General features: G+C 62.3%; 14 protein-coding genes. 4 read left to right on the forward strand and 10 right to left on the reverse strand.

Annotated elements, in window-relative coordinates:
- Positions 1–40: 40 nt before the first annotated feature.
- Together CXQ94_RS10185 and CXQ94_RS10190 are read right to left on the reverse strand one after the other, a co-directional pair.
- Positions 41–1,609, reverse strand: a complete 1,569-nt coding sequence (locus CXQ94_RS10185; RefSeq protein ID WP_104089500.1) for an AAA family ATPase — start codon at positions 1,607–1,609, stop codon at positions 41–43.
- Positions 1,606–2,238, reverse strand: a complete 633-nt coding sequence (locus CXQ94_RS10190; protein WP_104089952.1) for a hypothetical protein — start codon at positions 2,236–2,238, stop codon at positions 1,606–1,608. Before CXQ94_RS10190 ends, CXQ94_RS10185 begins: the two co-directional genes overlap by 4 nt.
- Before the next feature lie 253 nt (positions 2,239–2,491).
- Between CXQ94_RS10190 and CXQ94_RS10195 the strand changes: the two genes are divergently transcribed.
- Positions 2,492–2,713: a helix-turn-helix domain-containing protein gene (locus CXQ94_RS10195; RefSeq protein WP_104089502.1), complete on the forward strand. Its 222-nt coding sequence runs from the start codon at positions 2,492–2,494 to the stop codon at positions 2,711–2,713.
- Here the strand turns inward: CXQ94_RS10195 and CXQ94_RS10200 are convergent.
- A complete protein-coding gene (locus CXQ94_RS10200; RefSeq protein WP_104089504.1) occupies positions 2,710–3,270 on the reverse strand; it encodes a hypothetical protein in 561 nt (186 codons plus the stop codon). The two genes, CXQ94_RS10195 and CXQ94_RS10200, sit on opposite strands and share 4 nt — an antisense overlap.
- Before the next feature lie 134 nt (positions 3,271–3,404).
- On the opposite strand from CXQ94_RS10200, the gene CXQ94_RS10205 reads away from it, so the two are divergent.
- Both CXQ94_RS10205 and CXQ94_RS10210 read left to right on the forward strand, forming a co-directional pair.
- Positions 3,405–4,238: a LysM peptidoglycan-binding domain-containing protein gene (locus tag CXQ94_RS10205; RefSeq protein ID WP_146070275.1), complete on the forward strand. Its 834-nt coding sequence runs from the start codon at positions 3,405–3,407 to the stop codon at positions 4,236–4,238.
- 57 nt (positions 4,239–4,295) lie between these two features.
- Positions 4,296–4,880: an Rv3235 family protein gene (locus CXQ94_RS10210; protein ID WP_104089508.1), complete on the forward strand. Its 585-nt coding sequence runs from the start codon at positions 4,296–4,298 to the stop codon at positions 4,878–4,880.
- Between the two features lie 101 nt (positions 4,881–4,981).
- On the opposite strand, the gene secA is transcribed toward CXQ94_RS10210, so the two are convergent.
- From secA to mtrA, 7 genes are all read right to left on the reverse strand, one after another.
- Entirely contained in the window at positions 4,982–7,762 is a 2,781-nt protein-coding gene (gene secA, locus CXQ94_RS10215; protein ID WP_104089511.1) for a preprotein translocase subunit SecA, read from the reverse strand.
- Positions 7,763–7,817: 55 nt separating this feature from the next.
- Positions 7,818–9,083, reverse strand: coding sequence for a winged helix-turn-helix domain-containing protein (locus tag CXQ94_RS10220; RefSeq protein ID WP_104089514.1), 1,266 nt, complete (start codon positions 9,081–9,083; stop codon positions 7,818–7,820).
- 57 nt (positions 9,084–9,140) lie between these two features.
- Positions 9,141–9,845 (reverse strand): ribosome-associated translation inhibitor RaiA, encoded by a 705-nt coding sequence (gene raiA / locus CXQ94_RS10225; protein WP_104089517.1) that lies wholly within the window; start codon positions 9,843–9,845, stop codon positions 9,141–9,143.
- Between the two features lie 114 nt (positions 9,846–9,959).
- A complete protein-coding gene (locus CXQ94_RS10230) occupies positions 9,960–10,886 on the reverse strand; it encodes a ComF family protein (RefSeq protein ID WP_181034166.1) in 927 nt (308 codons plus the stop codon).
- Between the two features lie 123 nt (positions 10,887–11,009).
- Entirely contained in the window at positions 11,010–12,800 is a 1,791-nt protein-coding gene (locus tag CXQ94_RS10235; protein ID WP_104089523.1) for an LpqB family beta-propeller domain-containing protein, read from the reverse strand.
- Positions 12,797–14,725, reverse strand: coding sequence for an MtrAB system histidine kinase MtrB (gene mtrB / locus CXQ94_RS10240; protein ID WP_104089526.1), 1,929 nt, complete (start codon positions 14,723–14,725; stop codon positions 12,797–12,799). The genes CXQ94_RS10235 and mtrB overlap by 4 nt, the downstream gene beginning before the upstream one ends.
- A gap of 60 nt (positions 14,726–14,785) precedes the next feature.
- Positions 14,786–15,460 (reverse strand): MtrAB system response regulator MtrA, encoded by a 675-nt coding sequence (gene mtrA, locus CXQ94_RS10245; RefSeq protein WP_104089529.1) that lies wholly within the window; start codon positions 15,458–15,460, stop codon positions 14,786–14,788.
- A 288-nt stretch (positions 15,461–15,748) separates the two neighbouring features.
- Between mtrA and CXQ94_RS10255 the strand changes: the two genes are divergently transcribed.
- A complete protein-coding gene (locus tag CXQ94_RS10255) occupies positions 15,749–17,164 on the forward strand; it encodes a hypothetical protein (RefSeq protein WP_146070276.1) in 1,416 nt (471 codons plus the stop codon).
- Positions 17,165–17,171: the final 7 nt, after the last annotated feature.

Genomic DNA, 17,171 nt, shown 5'->3' on the forward strand with positions numbered 1-17,171 from the left:
ACCGCCTCTTTGCGGTCCTTTACCGAGCCTAGCCCGGATTTTACGCCTTCGCTGTGGCGTTTGATACAGCAGTTTTTTGGTTTCGCTGGACAGGTGCACAACAGATCGAACGGATCGCTTTGCGCAAGGTGGAATCCGGGGCAATTTCCACCAAGAGCCTTCCCTCCAGCAATGCCTTGTCCAGAACGTCGGCGTCCCACGGCAGGAAATGGCTGATGGGCAGGCCCGGCCCAAAACGGTCCCAAGCCTGTTCGAGCGCCTTTTGGGGCTGCGTGCCCGCCGCCTTCCGTCGCACCTTATTCAGCACAACCTCAATGCTGGTCCCTGCACACAGCTCAGGGAGTTCCGTCAGGGCACGGATCAACCGCGGGATGCCGATGGTGTCGCTGCCGCCAATGGCGTAGATGACATCAGCCTGGCTCAAGGCACTCAACGTCGCCGCATTGCGCCTTGGCGCTACGGTGTCATAGCTGAGCTCCTCATCCGCTTCCAGGCAAAAGCCACAATCGATCACCACCACATCGGCAATCTTCCTGGCGGTTTGCAGTACCCGTTCGACGGCGGCGGCCCGGAGCTCCGGCCACCGATCGGCTCGGGTCAGGCCCGTCAACAAGGCAAAGGCGCCTCCGGAGAACACCACTTCGGAGGAAATGCGCTCCAGTTCGGTTGCCGTGAGAACCCCTTGATCGGCCACCCGGCAGGCTTGCGCGAAGGAGGCCGACTCATCGAGCAAGCCAAGCGTCGCCGCGATGCTCGCACTGTAGCTGTCTGCGTCGATGACAAGCACCCGCAATCCCTGGGCGGCGTACTCGGCGGCCAAGTTGATGGCGAGAGTGGTTCGGCCCGGCGAGCCGGCCGGCCCCCACACGGCCAGGGTCCGGGGCCCCGGTTGCCCATCGTGCCCTGAGGTGCCACCAGGCACGCCTCCGGCAGCCTCGGACTTGGCAGCGCGCCTTGAACCAGTGCGGGCGGGTTCACCGGAATCCGAGAAGGCCGCGCGAAAACGGGAGAAGACTCCTGGCCGTCCACCGGCGCTGGGCAGCCCTGCCCGGGCAACGCGCGTCGCAGATGAGGCGCCGGGCGCGAGCGTCGATGGGAACTGCGGACCTCCCAACGCGGTGTCCCCGTCTGCACCACGGGAACCAGAGGGCGGAACCACTGAACGGCCGGGATCGGCGTCGGCCTGATCCGCTGAAAGCTCACCCCTAGATGTACCAGGCGTTGCGGCGGGAACGCCAAACCCGGTCGTCGATGGGAACTGGCGGGCACTCAGCGCACCCAACACTGCCTCGACCAGCATGTCCGGCGTGGGAAGTGCAGCAATTGGAAACACACCGATACCGCGGAGGCGGGCAGTCTCGGCAGGGCTTGCGGCCGCCGCCACCACGCTGACGCCCACTGCCGTTAGCCTGTCCACCAAAGTAGCGGTGAGTTCTTCGGCTGAACTGGCAACAACCGCCACTCTGGCCAGGCCGCTTTGGCAGGCCGCGAGCAGGTCCAGCAGTTCCGGACAACGCCTGATCACTCGGACGGAGCCCCGGCGTTCTTCCAAAGCATCAATGACATGGTTCTCCGTGTCCCCCACCGTCACAACATTGACTGGGTTCATCGAGTGGCGCCCGGATTCCATACCACCGAGACCTTGGCCTTGTTGGCGATCGCACCAAGGAATTTCGGCATTTGAGCGTCCGTGACGAGGACCATCAGTTGGGTACCTTTCCCCGCCCCCAAGCCACTGGAGGTTGCATTCACGGCGGCAACCTCCACCCCCGGCAACATCAGCACCGGTTCGTCATATCCGTTGCGTTCATTGGGGAGGGCAACCCAGACATCGACGGAGGATCCAACCACCACTTCCTTGGGCAGCGGTTCGCCGACAGTCACCGAGGCCGGCTTCCTGTCCAAGGCATCAGTGCTGCCGATACTCGAGCGCGCCACCAGCTCGCCTTCTTGCACCATGCGAACGGCCACCGGGCGTTCCGGAAGAGAAATTCCCGGGTGCATGTATTTGCCATCCACATCACCAAGACGCACTTGGACAATCTCGAAGGAGTCAACGGATATCGGCTGCCCCACCATGATGGCGTCCTTGGCGACGTACATGGGGATACTCTTCTCCGCTGCCCCAACCAGTGAAACAACCGAGGCAACAGAAGCCAAAACTAGCAAGATGCCGACAAAGAGCCGCGGGTCCTTCCACGAGGGGGCGCCGATCCGTGACGACTGCACCCGTTCCATTCCGCTCACAGTTTCTCCCCCCGGGCCCGGGACTGCCGATCCTTGATCGTGGACCAGGAGGCAGGTTGACTTGTGCACCCTTTTGCGCGGACCGTCTTGACCCTATTTCTACCGCCGAAACCCGGCGGTTGGAAGCCCCCGGGGAACAATTGCCGTGAATCTGTGGAAAACGCCGGGTCCATTGGCAACGGCAATGTTGAACAAACATTGAATAAACGCTGCTATTGGTGGCAAAGAGGAGGATACTGGAACCATGCCCAGATTTCTGACCTTGGCCGATGTGGCCGAACAACTTCAAATCTCCGCCGCCGCTTGTTACGCCCTGGTCCATAGCGGCGAGCTTCCCGCATTTCAGATTGGTGGCCGTGGGCAATGGCGCATCGATGAAGCCAAATTTGAACAATTCATTGAAGACCGCCATGCCGCTGCGCGACTCATGCTGGCCGCGGAGAAACCCGTTGTCAAGGGCGCCTAGAACTCATTCTCTCCTGAGGACATGACGGCAATCACTGCCGTGAATGGCACGATGATCCCGCCTTGCTGGTTCGCCCGTCCCCGCCCTACGCCGTCGGCCAACTGGGTGAGCACCACAAAATCGGCACCCACTTGGTCCACGACGCCGCGCACCGCTGCCGTCTGCGGCGAGTCAAGCTCCACGACAACCTCGGCCCTGTTGCGCGCCAAGATCCGCAAGGCAGAACTCAAGGTGTAGCGAATCCGGCCCTGTTGCTGCGCCCTCGCCGGCCCCAAGCCCTGCACCTTGACGATCTTAGCCAGTGGCAGGATCAGCGAGCGGCGGCTCTCCCGCAAGAGGATCCATTGGTCCTCCACACGGGCCACCACACCATGGTGGACGACGCCGTTACGCATGAGGGCGGCAATCTCCCCACCAAGCGCGCCCCGCAACGCATCAGCGATACTGACCAGCGCCGCCTCCACCCTGGCCCGCTCATTGATTTCGCGTTCCAAATCCTCCTGCGAGGCAGCATGCCACTGGGCATCCAAGTCACCAAAAAGCCCGTCCCATCGCATGCCGTCACGCTAAGGGGTAGCCCCGGCAACGTCAACCGAGCGGCAATCATCTTCCAGCAAACCCTAGACAAATACAATCGAGTGGCGTCAAAATGATCTATACATCATCAAACGATGACAAACAGCATCAAAAAATGATTGAACGGCAGGTGAACATGATGAAACGCCAAACCGTTGCCGACCTCGCCATGGCGGCGGCCATCCTCGGATTGGGGGCATCGCTGGTATTCGCCGGCTCCTCAATGCTCCAGCGCCGACTCCTGGCAACCAGGCCTTACGGGCCCGTGGGACTCGATGAGGTGGTTGGTGCCGCAGCGGCCGGCATCGGCATCGCGGTTGCACTGTGGTGGCTATTGGCCCTGGGCTGCGCCATCGCTTCGGCCGTCGCCGAACATCGAGGGGCCTGGAAATTGGCTTCCCGCACGGCCGCTTGGTCACCTGTTTTCATGCGACGACTGGTGGCCACCGTTGTTGGCCTGAACCTCCTAGGCGCACCTATGGCCCTGGCAGCGGCCCCCGGCAGCGGACCCGACCACCAGTCGCTGCACGCCATATCGTCGTCAGCGGCAGCCACGTACACCGCTGCGTTACCTGTCTCGGCCTGGTCCGGCTCTCCGCCCAGGGCCGCCGGGCTGTCTTCAATTGCACCCCTGGATGACCCCATCAACCCCGCCTGGACGCCCCGGAGCCCGGGAGTCGATCCCGGCCCTATAGTTTCCCCGCAGACCCGGCCCGCCCCGGAGGCGGTCCAGAAGGATGGGACAGGATCCGGCGTCGTCGGTTCGTGGGTGGTGGTTCAAACAGGTGACACGCTGTGGTCGATTGTGACCACCGTCTTGGGACCCTATGCAACCGATGTTGAGGTGGCACTGGCGTGGCCGCAATGGTACCGGGCGAATCGTGACGTCATCGGCGCAGATCCCAACTACATCCTGCCTGGCCAGGTGCTGCATGCGCCCGGCAGCTGAGACAGCCCTCCACAGACAAAACCTGCACTACCTATTCACAGTTCAAAGGACACGGTTATGAACACCTTGGCGATTACAGAAGCCAGCACGCCAGTGACACGGCTTATCTCACGTCCTGCCCCGGTCAGGTCGGGCTCCCCCGGGAACGGCGTGGACACCGCAGCCACTGTGGTGAAATTTCCCCAACGGGCGGTTGGCAAACGGTCCCCCGAGGACGTTCGGTTCGCATCCGCGGACAGCAGCCTGGCTCTGGACACGCAAAGTACCGAAAAGGCTCTGCTTGCGGAAATGTCGCGCAGAATCTCTCAGGCAGCGCTGGAGGTGCTGAGTGGTTCGAGGTCGGTTCAACAGTTGGCGCGCTGGCTGGATGTCAGGTGTTTGAATGCGTTGACAACCCGGGCGCGGCTTCACGCCGAGGCCTGTCAGGCCGAAAGCCGCCACCCCAGTCAGAGCGAGCCGGGAGGGAAAGTACAGATCCTGCGCCATCAGCCCATTGTGCACTCGACCCACGTCTGTGCCGTCGCCCCGGGCATCTTCGAAACGAGTGTGGTCATCGCCGACAAAACCCGTTTCCGGGCTATAGCCATGCGGTTCGAGGAGACCGGCGGGTTATGGAAAGTCACTGCCCTGCAGATCGGCTAACTGAGCCGGCATAAAAAACATGCCAGTGGGTTCGCCGCACAGCAGTTGTTGAACAACTACCGGTATGCGGAAAAGCCACTGGCATGCGGAAGGGGGCTAGGTCAGCGCTTTTTCTTCTTCTTGGTGTTCTTGTTTGCCGGACGCTTGGCCGACGGCGGCAACCCGCCACTGTTGGAGCGGCGTTCCACATGCGTTTCTGCCTGCCCTTGGGCGTCCGGCGCAGTGAATTGCAGCTGGGCGGGCTTGGCAGGGGCTTCCAGTCCGGGAGCGGTGATGCGCGGCGCGTGGTGGTGTTCCTCGGCGGGCTTCCCGGCTCCTGCGACCCGGTCCAGCAAGGCAGATGGTGCGTCGGAGACGGCGCCTACAGCCGTTTCGGGGGCGTTTTCAACCTGGACATCCAAGTTGAAGAGGAAACCGACGCTTTCCTCACGGATGGCAGCCATCATGGCCTGGAACATTTCAAAGCCTTCGCGCTGGTATTCCACCAGCGGGTCACGCTGGGCCATGGCGCGCAAGCCAATGCCTTCCTTGAGGTAGTCCATCTCGTAGAGGTGCTCTTGCCATTTGCGGCCAACAACGGAAAGCACGACGCGGCGTTCAAGCTCGCGCATGGTTTCAGATCCCAACGCCGCTTCGCGCTCCTGGTAGGCCACCTTGGCGTCGGAGAGCAACTCGGTCTTGAGCATTTCTGCTGTGATGCGTCCGAGTCCGCCAGCTTCTTCGGCAATGTCATCGATGGTGATACTCACCGGGTAGATGGTGCGCAGGCTAGTCCAGAGGGCATCCAGGTCCCATTCACCGGCGTGTCCCCCGGCAAGGGTGGCCTCAATGATCTCATCGACTGTGTCCTCGAGGAAGAACTGCACCTTCTCGTGCAGGTCATCGCCCTCAAGAATCCGGCGGCGGTCACCATAGATGGCTTCGCGCTGACGGTTCAAGACGTCGTCGTACTTCAACACGTTCTTGCGTTGTTCGGCGTTGCGGCCTTCAACCTGTCCCTGTGCCGAGGCGATGGCCTTGGAGACCAGCTTGGATTCCAGGGCCACGTCATCGGGCATGGAGGAGCGTGACATCAGTCGCTCGGCGGCACCGGAGTTGAACAGGCGCATCAGGTCATCGGTCAGCGAAAGGTAGAAGCGGGATTCACCCGGGTCACCCTGACGCCCGGACCGGCCGCGGAGCTGGTTGTCAATGCGGCGGGATTCGTGGCGTTCGGTGCCCAAAACATACAGGCCACCGGCTTCCAGAACGGCCTCGTGCTCGTCCTTGACGGCCAGCTTGGCGCCCTCGAAGGCTTCGTGCCAGGCGGCCTCGTACTCTTCGGGGGTCTCTTCCGGGTCAAGGCCCTGGGCGGCCAGCGTGGCCACGGCGTTGAACTCGGCGTTGCCGCCGAGCATGATGTCAGTACCGCGGCCGGCCATGTTGGTCGCTACGGTTACGGCGCCGCGACGTCCGGCCTGGGCCACGATGGCGGCCTCTCGGGCGTGGTTCTTGGCGTTCAGAACCTCGTGTTTGACACCCTTTTCGGCCAGCTTCTTGGAAAGGTACTCGCTCTTTTCAACGCTGGTGGTACCCACCAGTACCGGCTGGCCGGTTTCGTGGCGGGCGGCGATGTCCTCGACAACGGCGTCGAACTTGACGATCTCGTTCTTGTAGACGAGGTCGGCCTGGTCGGCGCGCATCATGGGCTTGTTCGTGGGGATGGGCACCACACCCAAGGAGTAGGTGCCCATGAATTCTGCGGCTTCGGTTTCGGCCGTACCGGTCATGCCGGAGAGTTTGTCGTAGAGGCGGAAGTAATTCTGCAAGGTCACGGTGGCCAGGGTCTGGTTTTCGGCCTTGATCTCCACCCCTTCCTTCGCCTCGATGGCCTGGTGCATGCCTTCGTTGTAACGCCGGCCTGCCAGGATACGGCCGGTGTGCTCGTCAACGATGAGGACTTCACCGTCCATGATGACGTAGTCTTTGTCGCGCTTGAACAGTTCCTTAGCCTTGATGGCGTTGTTCAGGAAGCCGATCAAGGGTGTGTTGGCCGACTCGTAGAGGTTGCTGATACCCAGGTAATCCTCGACCTTTTCGATGCCGTTTTCCAAGACGCCCACGGTGCGCTTCTTCTCATCGACTTCGTAGTCTTCCTCGATGTTCAGGCGCAGCACCACCTTGGCGAATTCGCCGTACCAGCGGTTGGCATCCCCCGACGCGGGGCCGGAAATGATCAGGGGTGTACGGGCCTCATCGATGAGGATCGAGTCAACTTCATCGACAATGGCAAAGTTGTGGCCGCGCTGAACCAGCTCGTCCTGGCTCCAGGCCATGTTGTCGCGCAGGTAGTCGAAGCCAAACTCGTTGTTGGTGCCGTACGTGATGTCGGCAGCGTACTGGGCGCGGCGCACGGCCGGGTCCTGGTTGGAAATGATGCAACCACTGCTCTGCCCGAGGAAACGGAACACCCGCCCCATGAGGTCGGACTGGTACTCGGCGAGGTAGTCGTTCACCGTCACCACGTGAACGCCCTTGCCCGTCAGGGAGTTTAGGTATGCGGGGGCCGTGGCCACCAGGGTCTTACCCTCACCGGTTTTCATTTCGGCAATATTGCCAAGGTGCAAGGCGGCCCCACCCATGAGCTGTACCCGGAAGTGGCGTAATCCGAGCGTGCGCGAGGATGCCTCCCGCACGGCGGCAAAAGCCTCAGGCAGCAAGTCATCCAGGGTCTCGCCGTCCTGGTGGCGAAGTTTGAGCTTGTCCGTCTCTTCTCGCAGTTCGGCGTCGGTGAATGTCTGGAATGGCTCTTCCAGTGAATCAATGGCGTCCGCGAGCACGTTGAGTCGTTTGAGCGTCTTGCGATCGCCTGTTCGAAGGACTCGCTCAAAAAGTGATGGCACGAAATTGCTCCCAATCTATTGCTACCTAAAAGTGGCGTTTCCAGTCTACGTGAGACTAGGCACACTGCCGCGCCAGTGCAGGGGAAAGGTCCCCGTTCTCAAGGACGACGACGGAGTCTAGTCCCAGCCAGCGTGCCATGAGTGCGAGTTCATCGGCCAGCTCTGCTGCCGTATCCGCTGGCGCGCCGGGCTCTGCGAAGGCCCCCCTGACCAAAAGTTGGCCGCCCGCCCGGTCCGCCTTGAGGTCAACGCGGGCCACAATGTTCTCGCCCAGCAGAAAGGGGAGGACGTAGTAACCGTACTTTCTCTTCTCGGCGGGGGTGTAAATCTCCAGCCGGTAGTGGAAATTGAAGAGTTGCTCAAGTCGGCGGCGTTCGAAAACCAACGAATCGAAGGGGCTGAGCAGGGCCCGTCCGCGAGCCTTCCGGGGAATCTTGGCCCCCGCGTGGAGATAGGTGGGAGCATCCCAACCGGAAACACTCACGGGGGTCAGGATTCCCTTCTCAACCAGACTGGCCACCGATCGCGCCGCATCCTTGGCAGGAAGGCGAAAATAGTCGGCAAAGCAGCGCACTGTGCCAATGCCGTGCGCCTGCGCCGCGGCCTCAATGAGCCTGTCCATGGCAGCTAGTTGTTCGGAAGTGTATTTACTCTCCTGGGCCCGCGAAGCTGCGGGTAGGTCCGAAGGGGCGCCGTCGCCGTTGATCACCATCCGGTGCGCTGGTGGCAAGACCGCAGCCACCAGGGAATAGCGGCGCTCAAACTGCTCGTTCCGCGACGCCGCACCAACCACACCGCGTTCAAAAAGTCCCTCCAGGGTGCGTTTAACGGCACTCCAGTTCCAGCCCCACTCGTCACGATTCTTTTCTTCCTCGTGGCCAATCCTGTCCTTGACCTGGCGGGCTGTCAGTGGCCGACTGTGGGCCAAAAGCGCCAGGATCTTTTCCTCCAGGGAGTCACGCAGCACCGGGTCAAGCTGGCTGGAGCCCACCCATTGGCGGTTTTGCCACAACTTGAGGTCGTGGAAGTGATCTGGACGGATAAAGCTGGCCTCGTGCGCCCAGTACTCCATCATTTTCCGCGGCGGGGTTCCTGCAAGGGTGGCCAGAATGCTGCGGTCGTAGTCGCCAAGGCGGGAAAAGAATGGCAGGAAATGGCTGCGGGAGACCACGTTGACGGAGTCGATCTGGACCAGTTGTAATTGGGCAAAAGTCCGGCCCACCATCCGTGCGTTGACGGGTTGGGCGGGCCGGACTCCTGCGAGTCCTTGGGCATTAAGTGCGATGCGCCGGGCCTGTGACAGGCTCAGGCTTGCGGTCATGCCTACTTGCTCCTCGGACTCATTTGCTTATTTTAGATACGGTGTTGCCGGACTGACTTAGACGCGGACTGGCTCGTCCGCCGACCGGTACGCACTGACTTCCTCAACACCGGCGGGCTCCTGCGCGTCCGGGTCCAAGGAGATGACCCCGTACGTCCAGCCGCGCCGACGGTAAACCACCGAGGGTATGCCGGTGGCCGAATCGATGAACAAGTAGAAATCGTGTCCCACGAGTTCCATGTTGTCCACGGCATCATCCAGGGTGAGCGCCGTCGCCGGGAAAACTTTGCGGCGGATCAACACGGGTGAATCACCGGCCGGGATGTCGTTCTCAATGTCGTAGGGTGAGACTTCCACCGCAGGCTCCGGCGTGCTCTGGGCGTAGATTGGCTCGGAACTGCTCACGGGTGTCAGCGAACTCGTTGCCTCGTTGACGGCGACCGGCGCATGGCGTCCGTGGTGGACCTTCCGCTTGTCCTTGACCCTGCGCAAGCGCTCAAGCAACTTCCCATGCGCCAGATCGAAAGCAGCGAACTTGTCGGCGGCGGCCGCTTCGGCGCGGATCACCGGACCACGTCCGACCACGGTCAGCTCGACCGTGAGAGGGGCCTCTGATGCACGTGAGTTGGTCTCCTTGGAAACCTTGACATCGACTCGCTGAACCTTGTCGCCCAGCTGCTCAATCTTTGTGAGCTTTTCACCGGCATACTCGCGGAATCGGTCTGAAACACTCAGGTTGAGACCTCTGATCATGAACTCCATGGTGCCCTCCAAATAGCTTCGGTGACACGGCGGCCGACTAGCAATCCGAGCTACGCTCTTGGCCGCCGACGGGTGGCTCCCTCTTGAAAGAGGTACCCGTTCATTCACGTTAGTTCACCTCATCCGTATATTCATCTTTTGCACAAAAATATTTTCCAGGTGTCGCTCTATTGACGTCTCCGCGGCGAGCTGATCGGGTGCCCGGGCGGCCGCAAGAACGACGGCGGCGCACACGATTGCACCCGCCTTCTCCAAGGTTTTTGTTGCTTCGGCAAGGGTGGATCCCGTTGTCAGCACGTCGTCAACCACCACCACCAGGGCCCCGGCCAGATTCGCTGACCGCCGAAAACCCGGGCCAAGATTTCCTCGCATTCGCAGAGTGTTACGTACGTTGGCGCGCCGGGCCGCCCTCCCCAGGCTCTTCTGGCGGCGACTGCGCCAGGGTGGCCGCATTTTGACGGCCAGTGCCGGTATCACCTGCATCCCTGCCGGCAGTCGGTGCTCGCGCGCAATGGCTCGCAGCATCAGCGCCACAGGGTCGTAGCCGCGGCGGCGCCAGCTGGCCCCGGAGCTGGGGACAGGGACCAGTACCAGCTCCCTGTCAGCTAGGTTGGGCAGCAGCTGAGGCAAGGCGTCCAGTCCGCCCGCCAGGGCACGTCCCAAGTGGCTGCCGAGACTGGTGCGACCATGGTTCTTAAACGCCAGGATCGCCACTGACGTGGCGTCCCGATAGACTCCGGCGGCAACCACGGGAAGTAGCACTTGTCCCCAGGCGCTCACCAGGGCGTCCGCTGACGACTCGGCACGGTAAGGAGTGGCGCACTGCTGGCGCAGCAGGCGGGCGCAATCCCGGCACAGTGCGGCATCGTCGCGGCCGCAGACCACGCACTCGCCGGGCATCACAAGGTACAAGAAATCCCACCAGGCAAGCTCCCACCACAGCAAGCAGCGGACCCACAACTGGCCGCCCGTGCCGCGGTGCCGGCCGCCCGTCTGCGCACCGCTGGCCGTGCTGTTTTGCTTCCCATTAATCGCACTCACACCTTCAGGATCAGCCCGGCCAACCGCCGTCGCCAGTGTCATTTTCCGCAATGTGGAGGCAGGCGCAGGGCCGCAGGCCTGTGGAGGGACCTTGCCTGCCCTGCTGGGGCACCAGGCCGGGTATTAGCCCGCGAACGATGCCTGCGCCAGGTCCTTGCCCGTGAGATCCCAGTTGTTGCCCACCAGCGAATAGATCTCGTTGCTGGTTTGCGCGTGGACGTTGCGCACACCGGAGCCGGCACTGAGCCATTGGACCCCGCCAAGCTCGCTCAAGGAGGCCGGTGCCCTGGCTAGGTCCAGAATCTCGATAACAACCGGCTCCGTTGCGGAAGGGGCCATGACGGCCACACTGCTGTCATCCACCCAGACGCCCAGGACGGGGCTTCCCGTGTGCACCAGGTTGTTGGGCGCCGTCAGTTCCTTGGGCACATCCGAAGACTTGAAAATGCCAGTGATCGACACCCGATTCACCCCATTTGCCTCTGAAATGATCAGAGCACGTGTGCCATCGCGGGAAATTCGCAGCGTGGTCACGTGTTGGCCAACCAGCCATGGCACGGTCAATATTACCGGTGGGGCGTCCTTGACCCCGGCGTTGGTGTTGATGGCCACGACAGTTCCAGAGCCGTCCCCCGCGGCCGACCACAACCAGCCGTTGGGTGCAAAGGATGGCGGGGTGAGGCCCACGCCATTGGCCGCAACGGCGACCGGCTGCCCCGGGGCCACCGTGTAAAGCTGGGTAGCCGCGGCATTGAGGAAGGCAAAGTTCTTGCCTGAATAGGAGATTGCCGGCGCCGTCGGGGCTAGATGCGCCACCGAATCCATCCCGGTGATGGGCGTGGTCTTGCTGCCGTCATAGCTGACTAGCTCATTCTTGGCCACGGCCACCTGAACATTGGGCACCGGGTTATCGATCACCATGGGCGGCACCGAGTCGGCGGACCCGCCCATGTCCACTTCACGGTCGTCCGCAAGGAACTGCACCTCCGTGACCGTGTTCAGGCTCTTTTGCAAGGTGACCAGCAGTTGCGCATGCATTTGTTGGCGTTGCTTGACACTGGTTTCCAGCAGCGGTTGTGCCGTCAAGCCGACCTTGGCCAGCCCGTTGTTGACGGGCACCGAGTCGCGTTCCAGGGCGATGCCATTGGGGAACGAACTGACAACAGCGCCCTTCAGGTACGGTGCCGGCCCGGCGAGCATGGCCCGGACAATCGCCGTCGCCGTGCGGGAAGTACGCCCCGCCAGCCATCGGACGTCGGGGACGCCGAAGGTGAAACTTGGATCGTAAAAATACAGGGCCACGGGGTTGTACAGCGTTTGGAAGGTCGCCTCCGTCAGCACCACACCGTCGGGGGTCTTCGAGATGCGCCATTGTCCCTCGACCTGAACAAGGGTCATCTCGACGGTTTCCGTGGCGTTTGGTGCGGCAGGGGTCAAGACGCCGGTGGCGTCCACAGTGGAGACGACGTCGAACGTTGCCTCAAAGGTGTCCTTGTTCGGTCCGGGGGTCACGGTGAACGCGTTCTTGTAGACGAGGGTTCGCTTATCCGCCGCCCAGGACTGTGCCAGACCCGTGGTCAGGTACTGCCGTGCCACCTGAAAATCGTCGGAAATCCCTGTGCCTGAGTCAATGAATCCGCGAATGATGCTCTCGGGAGAGGCACCATCCACGGGTGCGAACTGCTGAAAACTGATGTTGACCGAGTTGTTCCGGGGGCTCAGCGGGTCGCTCTTTCCGACGGGACCATAGGTGGGGATCGTGGCGCAGCCGCCAGCCGTCAAGAGTACGACGACGGCCATCACCAGGGCTGCCAGCAGGGCCGCACGCTGCGGCCGGGTGGGGCGGGCCCGGTTTGGGCGACCCCGCCCGGCAGAGGGGAGGTCGCCTGGATTCCTTGATTTCGCCGTGGTCATGAGGGTCCAGCCTTAGAGGTGCCGTCGTCGGAACTGCCGTCGGGCGACGTCGGATCCTTATGCCTGTTTTCGGCCTTCCCAATCTCGATCACCTGGGCCGGGTTAAGGCTGCCCAAGGCGCCCACCACCCCGAATGTTCCGGTAATGGTGGTGATCGGGCCGGTATTTAGGTTGATGTACGAGGCAGCCGCACCACCGTCAGGCGGGAGCGGAACCGGGGAATGCGTGAGCACCCCGCCTCGCTTGCGCGGCAGAGTCAGCCGGAAACAGGAGCCCTCCCCCGGGGCGCCCCACGCCTCAAGCCAGCCATCGTGCAGCCGGGCGTCTTCGGTCGCAATGGAAAGTCCCAGCCCACTGCCTCCCGTGGTGCGGGCGCGGGCGGGATCTGCACGCCAGAAGCGGTCAAAGACGTGCCCCAGGGAGTCCGGGGACATCCCCACGCCGTAGTCTCGCACGGCGATGGCGACAGCATCTTGATCTGCGGAGACAAAGATTTTCACGGGTTTTCCCTCGCTGTGCTCGAGCGCATTGAGGACCAGGTTGCGCAGGATCCTGTCGATGCGCCGCGAATCCATTTCCACAATGCACTTGTGGTGGCGGATGCGGGTGACCACCACCAGCTCACTGTGGTTGGCCTGCGCCACGGGGGTTGCGCCGTCGATCACCGAATGGATGACGGAGAAGATATCCAGGGACTCCGCATCCAGATCGGCAACACCGGCGTCAAAGCGGGAAATCTCCAGCAAGTCAGCCAGAAGCAGCTCAAAGCGCTCCACCTGGTGGAAGAGCAGCTCGGAGGAACGCTTGTTGATCGGGTCGAAGTCGTCCCGGGCGTCATAGAGGACCTCGGCGGCCATACGCACGGTGGTCAGGGGTGTTCGCAGTTCGTGAGAGACGTCCGAGACAAAGCGCTGCTGCATCTCTGAAAGCGTGCCCAGCGCCGTGATCTGGTCCTGCAGGGACGTGGCCATCTTGTTGAACGAGGTGGCGAGTCTGGCCATCTCGTCCTCCCCCACAACTTGCATGCGCTCCTCAAGTTCGCCGGCAGCCAACTTTTCCGAGACGGCGGCGGCCTGGCTGACGGGCTTAACCACGGTCCGCGTCACGTACCAGGCGATGGCCCCGATCAGGAGCAACAAGATGCCCCCGGCCAACCACAGCACCGATTGGATGTAGTTCAACGTCAGCTGGGCGCTGTTGAGGTCGTAGATCATGTACAGCTCATAGTTGGTCTTCAGCAACTCAACCTGGCTGCCCACCACCACTGCTGGGTGGATTCCCGAGCTGCCCGTGGGAAGGCCGATCGACTGCCAAAACTGGCCGTCAGGGTCGCTGCGCACGGCTGCCCGGAGCGCGTCAGGGATGATGGCGGCGGTGACACCACCGGAGTCGGAGGAACTCACAGCAAGTTTGCTCGTCTGCCCCGGGATCTTGACCATCAGATACTTGCGGTTGTCATCCGCGCCGCCTACCTCCAGCAGACGCAGGGTGTCCTTGACGTAGGTGGAGACTCGTGGTTGGTCGCTGAGGCTGGCGTTGGAAAAGCTCTCCTGCACCTGGGTGGCACCCCGTGCGGATTCCTGTTGTGCCTGGGCCAGTCGCTCCTTGAACAAGCCGTCGGAAATCTGACCGGCCAGGTAACCGCCCACTCCAACCACGGCGATGGAGGCGATGACCAGTGTGGTCAAGATTGTCCTAAATTCCAGCGAAGTCCGCCAGCGCCTCAGCAAGAAGCGACGAACACGATTTACCCCGTGCCAGATCGCCTTGCCCGTGGCCAGGAAGGCCCGGGCGAGCCGCTCCCACACCGAAGGTTTGTCTGCGCTTTCGGGACCCACGGCAAGGATGCGTTCGGGCACGGTCCAAGGACCGGCGTCAGACGGGTGTATTTTCCCTGCGCCGGGCTCATCGTGCTGGTTAGTCATCTAGCTTCGCCATTGGTTCGGGCACTTTTTTCTGCGACTTTATGTACGGGGCTGGGCAGTCTATTGACCGGCCTTGTAACCCACACCGCGAACGGTGAGGACAACTTCAGGGGCCTCGGGATCGCGTTCAATCTTCGAGCGCAAGCGTTGCACGTGCACGTTGACCAGGCGGGTGTCGGCCGCGTGGCGGTATCCCCACACCTGTTCAAGCAGCAGCTCACGGGTGAAAACCTGCCAAGGCTTGCGGGCCAGTGCCACCAGAAGGTCAAACTCCAGCGGGGTGAGCAGGATTCGCTCACCGGCACGGCGCACCGAATGGCCGGCCACGTCAATGGTGATCTCTCCGATGACAAGCGTCTCCGGCGCCTTGACGTCACCTGGCCGCAGCCGGGCACGCACCCGAGCCACCAATTCGGCTGGCTTAAAGGGCTTGGCCACATAGTCGTCGGCACCGGATTCCAGTCCGCGCACCACATCCGAGGTGTCCGATTTTGCCGTCAGCATCACGATGGGCACATCCGATTCGGCGCGGATCAACCGGCACACTTCGATGCCGTCAAGGCCCGGCAGCATCAAATCCAACAGCACCAGATCCGGCTTGTGGGTGCGAAACACCTCCAAGGCCTTGGCGCCATCGGCGCAGAAAACGGGATCAAATCCGTCATTGCGCAGCACAATGCCGATCATCTCTGCCAGTGCTTCGTCGTCGTCAACAACTAAAATGCGTGCCTTCATGGTTCTATATTTGCCTATTGGCGGCACAAAGTCCCCATCGGCGCTCCGCAGCCTTCTCACCGATGGCACTAATTGGGCAAGCCTGCGATGCGGTCCGGCAACATTCGACGGCCCGCTACGGCCCTTTCTAAGGAAGTTTTGCGGTTCTTCCCGATAGGGTTTGAAGAAGGCCGCGCTTTGGGGCGTCTTGCCCGACGGCCGTTTGCTCTTGGCCGCTGCGGACATCGCAACTCCGCGAGGCTGACGATTTTCCGGACGAGATTCCGGGGCAATTCATAGGGGAACATCATGTCGCAGGAACCACAGCAGCCACCGCTCGAGCCCACGCCTGGGCAACCGGCGCCTCCCACCGGCCCGGCTGGCACGGCGCCGATCGCGCCCGGACAGCTTCCGCCCGCACCGCCGGTACCCCCGCAGCCCCAATGGGGGCAGTATTCGCAGCCCCAACAGCCAGCACAGCCCCAGTGGGGCCAGTACGCGCAGCAGCCTCAACAACCACAGTGGGGCCAGTATTCTCAGCCCCAGCAACCCGGCTACCCGCAGCAATATCCGCAGCAGAATCAGCAGCAGGGGTTCAACCAACCCGGTTACGGTTACAACTACTACGTTCCGCCACCCAAGCCGGGCGTCATCCCCCTGCGTCCGTTGCGCCTGGGCGAGGTCCTCGATGGCGCGTTCCAGGCCGCCCGGCACAACGGAAAAGCCATGTTTGGCTCGGCGTTGATCTTCCAGATCCTCACCTCCACCCTGACATTGCTGGTGGTGCTGGTGGGCTTTGGCCAGTCCGGGCTCAACATTCTGGGCGGCACCTACCTTCAGGGACAGCCAACGGAGGCCGAACTCAGCGGCCTGCTCACCACCGGCCTGCGGGTCTTTGGGGCGTTGGCGGTGGTTTCATTCCTGAGCGGCCTTGCCCAGATGGTCCTGCAGGGTGCCCTGGTCATTCCAGTCTTGCGCGCCGTACTTAACCGCAAAACCGGCTTTAGCGAAATGTGGCGCCTGGTCCGGCCCCGCATCGGCACGCTGATCTTGCTTGCCCTGTTCTACGCTGCGGCAGCGTTGCTGGCAACAGCACTCTTCTTCGGCATCCTGATAGGCATGCTATTCGCCGTGGGCGGCCGCAACGGCCCCGGCGCCAACCTGGCATCCTTGGGTTTGGGATTGCTCATAGGCCTGGCGTTCCTCGCCGCAGCCATCTGGGTGGGAACTAAAGTCCTGCTGGCCCCGGCGGCCATCGTGGTCGAGAACATCGGTCTCCTGGCCGCCATCAAGCGTTCCTGGCAGCTGACCAGCAGGAATTGGTGGCGCACCTTTGGCATCACTGCATTGGCCGCCATCATCGCCTCGGTCATCGGCGGCATCATTTCCACCCCCGTGAGCCTGTTCCTGGGCTTCTTACTTCCTCTCCTGACACCGAACGCCACCCAGGAACAACTCCTTAGCCAAGCCATCATCGCCCAGGTCATCTCCACCTTCATCGGCGCCATGATTGGTGCCATCACCTTGGCGTTCCAAAGCGGTGTCATGTCACTGATCTACGTTGATCTGCGAATGCGACGGGACGGTTTTGACGTCACCTTGCTCAAGGAATCCGAAGAGGGCAAGGACGACGGCGGGATCCCCGGCCGCGGTACGCCCCTTCCCCCTGCCGGGGGCCAATACCCTCCGGCGGCATATCCGCCTGCGCCCTTCAACGGGCAATAGGGACAGC

Origin of the sequence: Arthrobacter sp. GMC3 (assembly GCF_002929305.1) — a bacterium.
Lineage (GTDB): Bacteria > Actinomycetota > Actinomycetes > Actinomycetales > Micrococcaceae > Specibacter.

Excerpts from the sequence above, each read along its gene's own strand:
- CXQ94_RS10185 (WP_104089500.1), bottom strand. The coding sequence starts at position 1,609 with ATGAACCCAGTCAATGTTGTGACGGTGGGGGACACGGAGAACCATGTC.
- CXQ94_RS10190 (WP_104089952.1), bottom strand. The coding sequence starts at position 2,238 with ATGGAACGGGTGCAGTCGTCACGGATCGGCGCCCCCTCGTGGAAGGAC.
- CXQ94_RS10195 (WP_104089502.1), top strand. The coding sequence starts at position 2,492 with ATGCCCAGATTTCTGACCTTGGCCGATGTGGCCGAACAACTTCAAATC.
- CXQ94_RS10200 (WP_104089504.1), bottom strand. The coding sequence starts at position 3,270 with ATGCGATGGGACGGGCTTTTTGGTGACTTGGATGCCCAGTGGCATGCT.
- CXQ94_RS10205 (WP_146070275.1), top strand. The coding sequence starts at position 3,405 with ATGATTGAACGGCAGGTGAACATGATGAAACGCCAAACCGTTGCCGAC.
- CXQ94_RS10210 (WP_104089508.1), top strand. The coding sequence starts at position 4,296 with ATGAACACCTTGGCGATTACAGAAGCCAGCACGCCAGTGACACGGCTT.
- CXQ94_RS10220 (WP_104089514.1), bottom strand. The coding sequence starts at position 9,083 with ATGACCGCAAGCCTGAGCCTGTCACAGGCCCGGCGCATCGCACTTAAT.
- raiA (WP_104089517.1), bottom strand. The coding sequence starts at position 9,845 with ATGGAGTTCATGATCAGAGGTCTCAACCTGAGTGTTTCAGACCGATTC.
- CXQ94_RS10235 (WP_104089523.1), bottom strand. The coding sequence starts at position 12,800 with ATGACCACGGCGAAATCAAGGAATCCAGGCGACCTCCCCTCTGCCGGG.
- mtrB (WP_104089526.1), bottom strand. The coding sequence starts at position 14,725 with ATGACTAACCAGCACGATGAGCCCGGCGCAGGGAAAATACACCCGTCT.
- mtrA (WP_104089529.1), bottom strand. The coding sequence starts at position 15,460 with ATGAAGGCACGCATTTTAGTTGTTGACGACGACGAAGCACTGGCAGAG.
- CXQ94_RS10255 (WP_146070276.1), top strand. The coding sequence starts at position 15,749 with ATGTCGCAGGAACCACAGCAGCCACCGCTCGAGCCCACGCCTGGGCAA.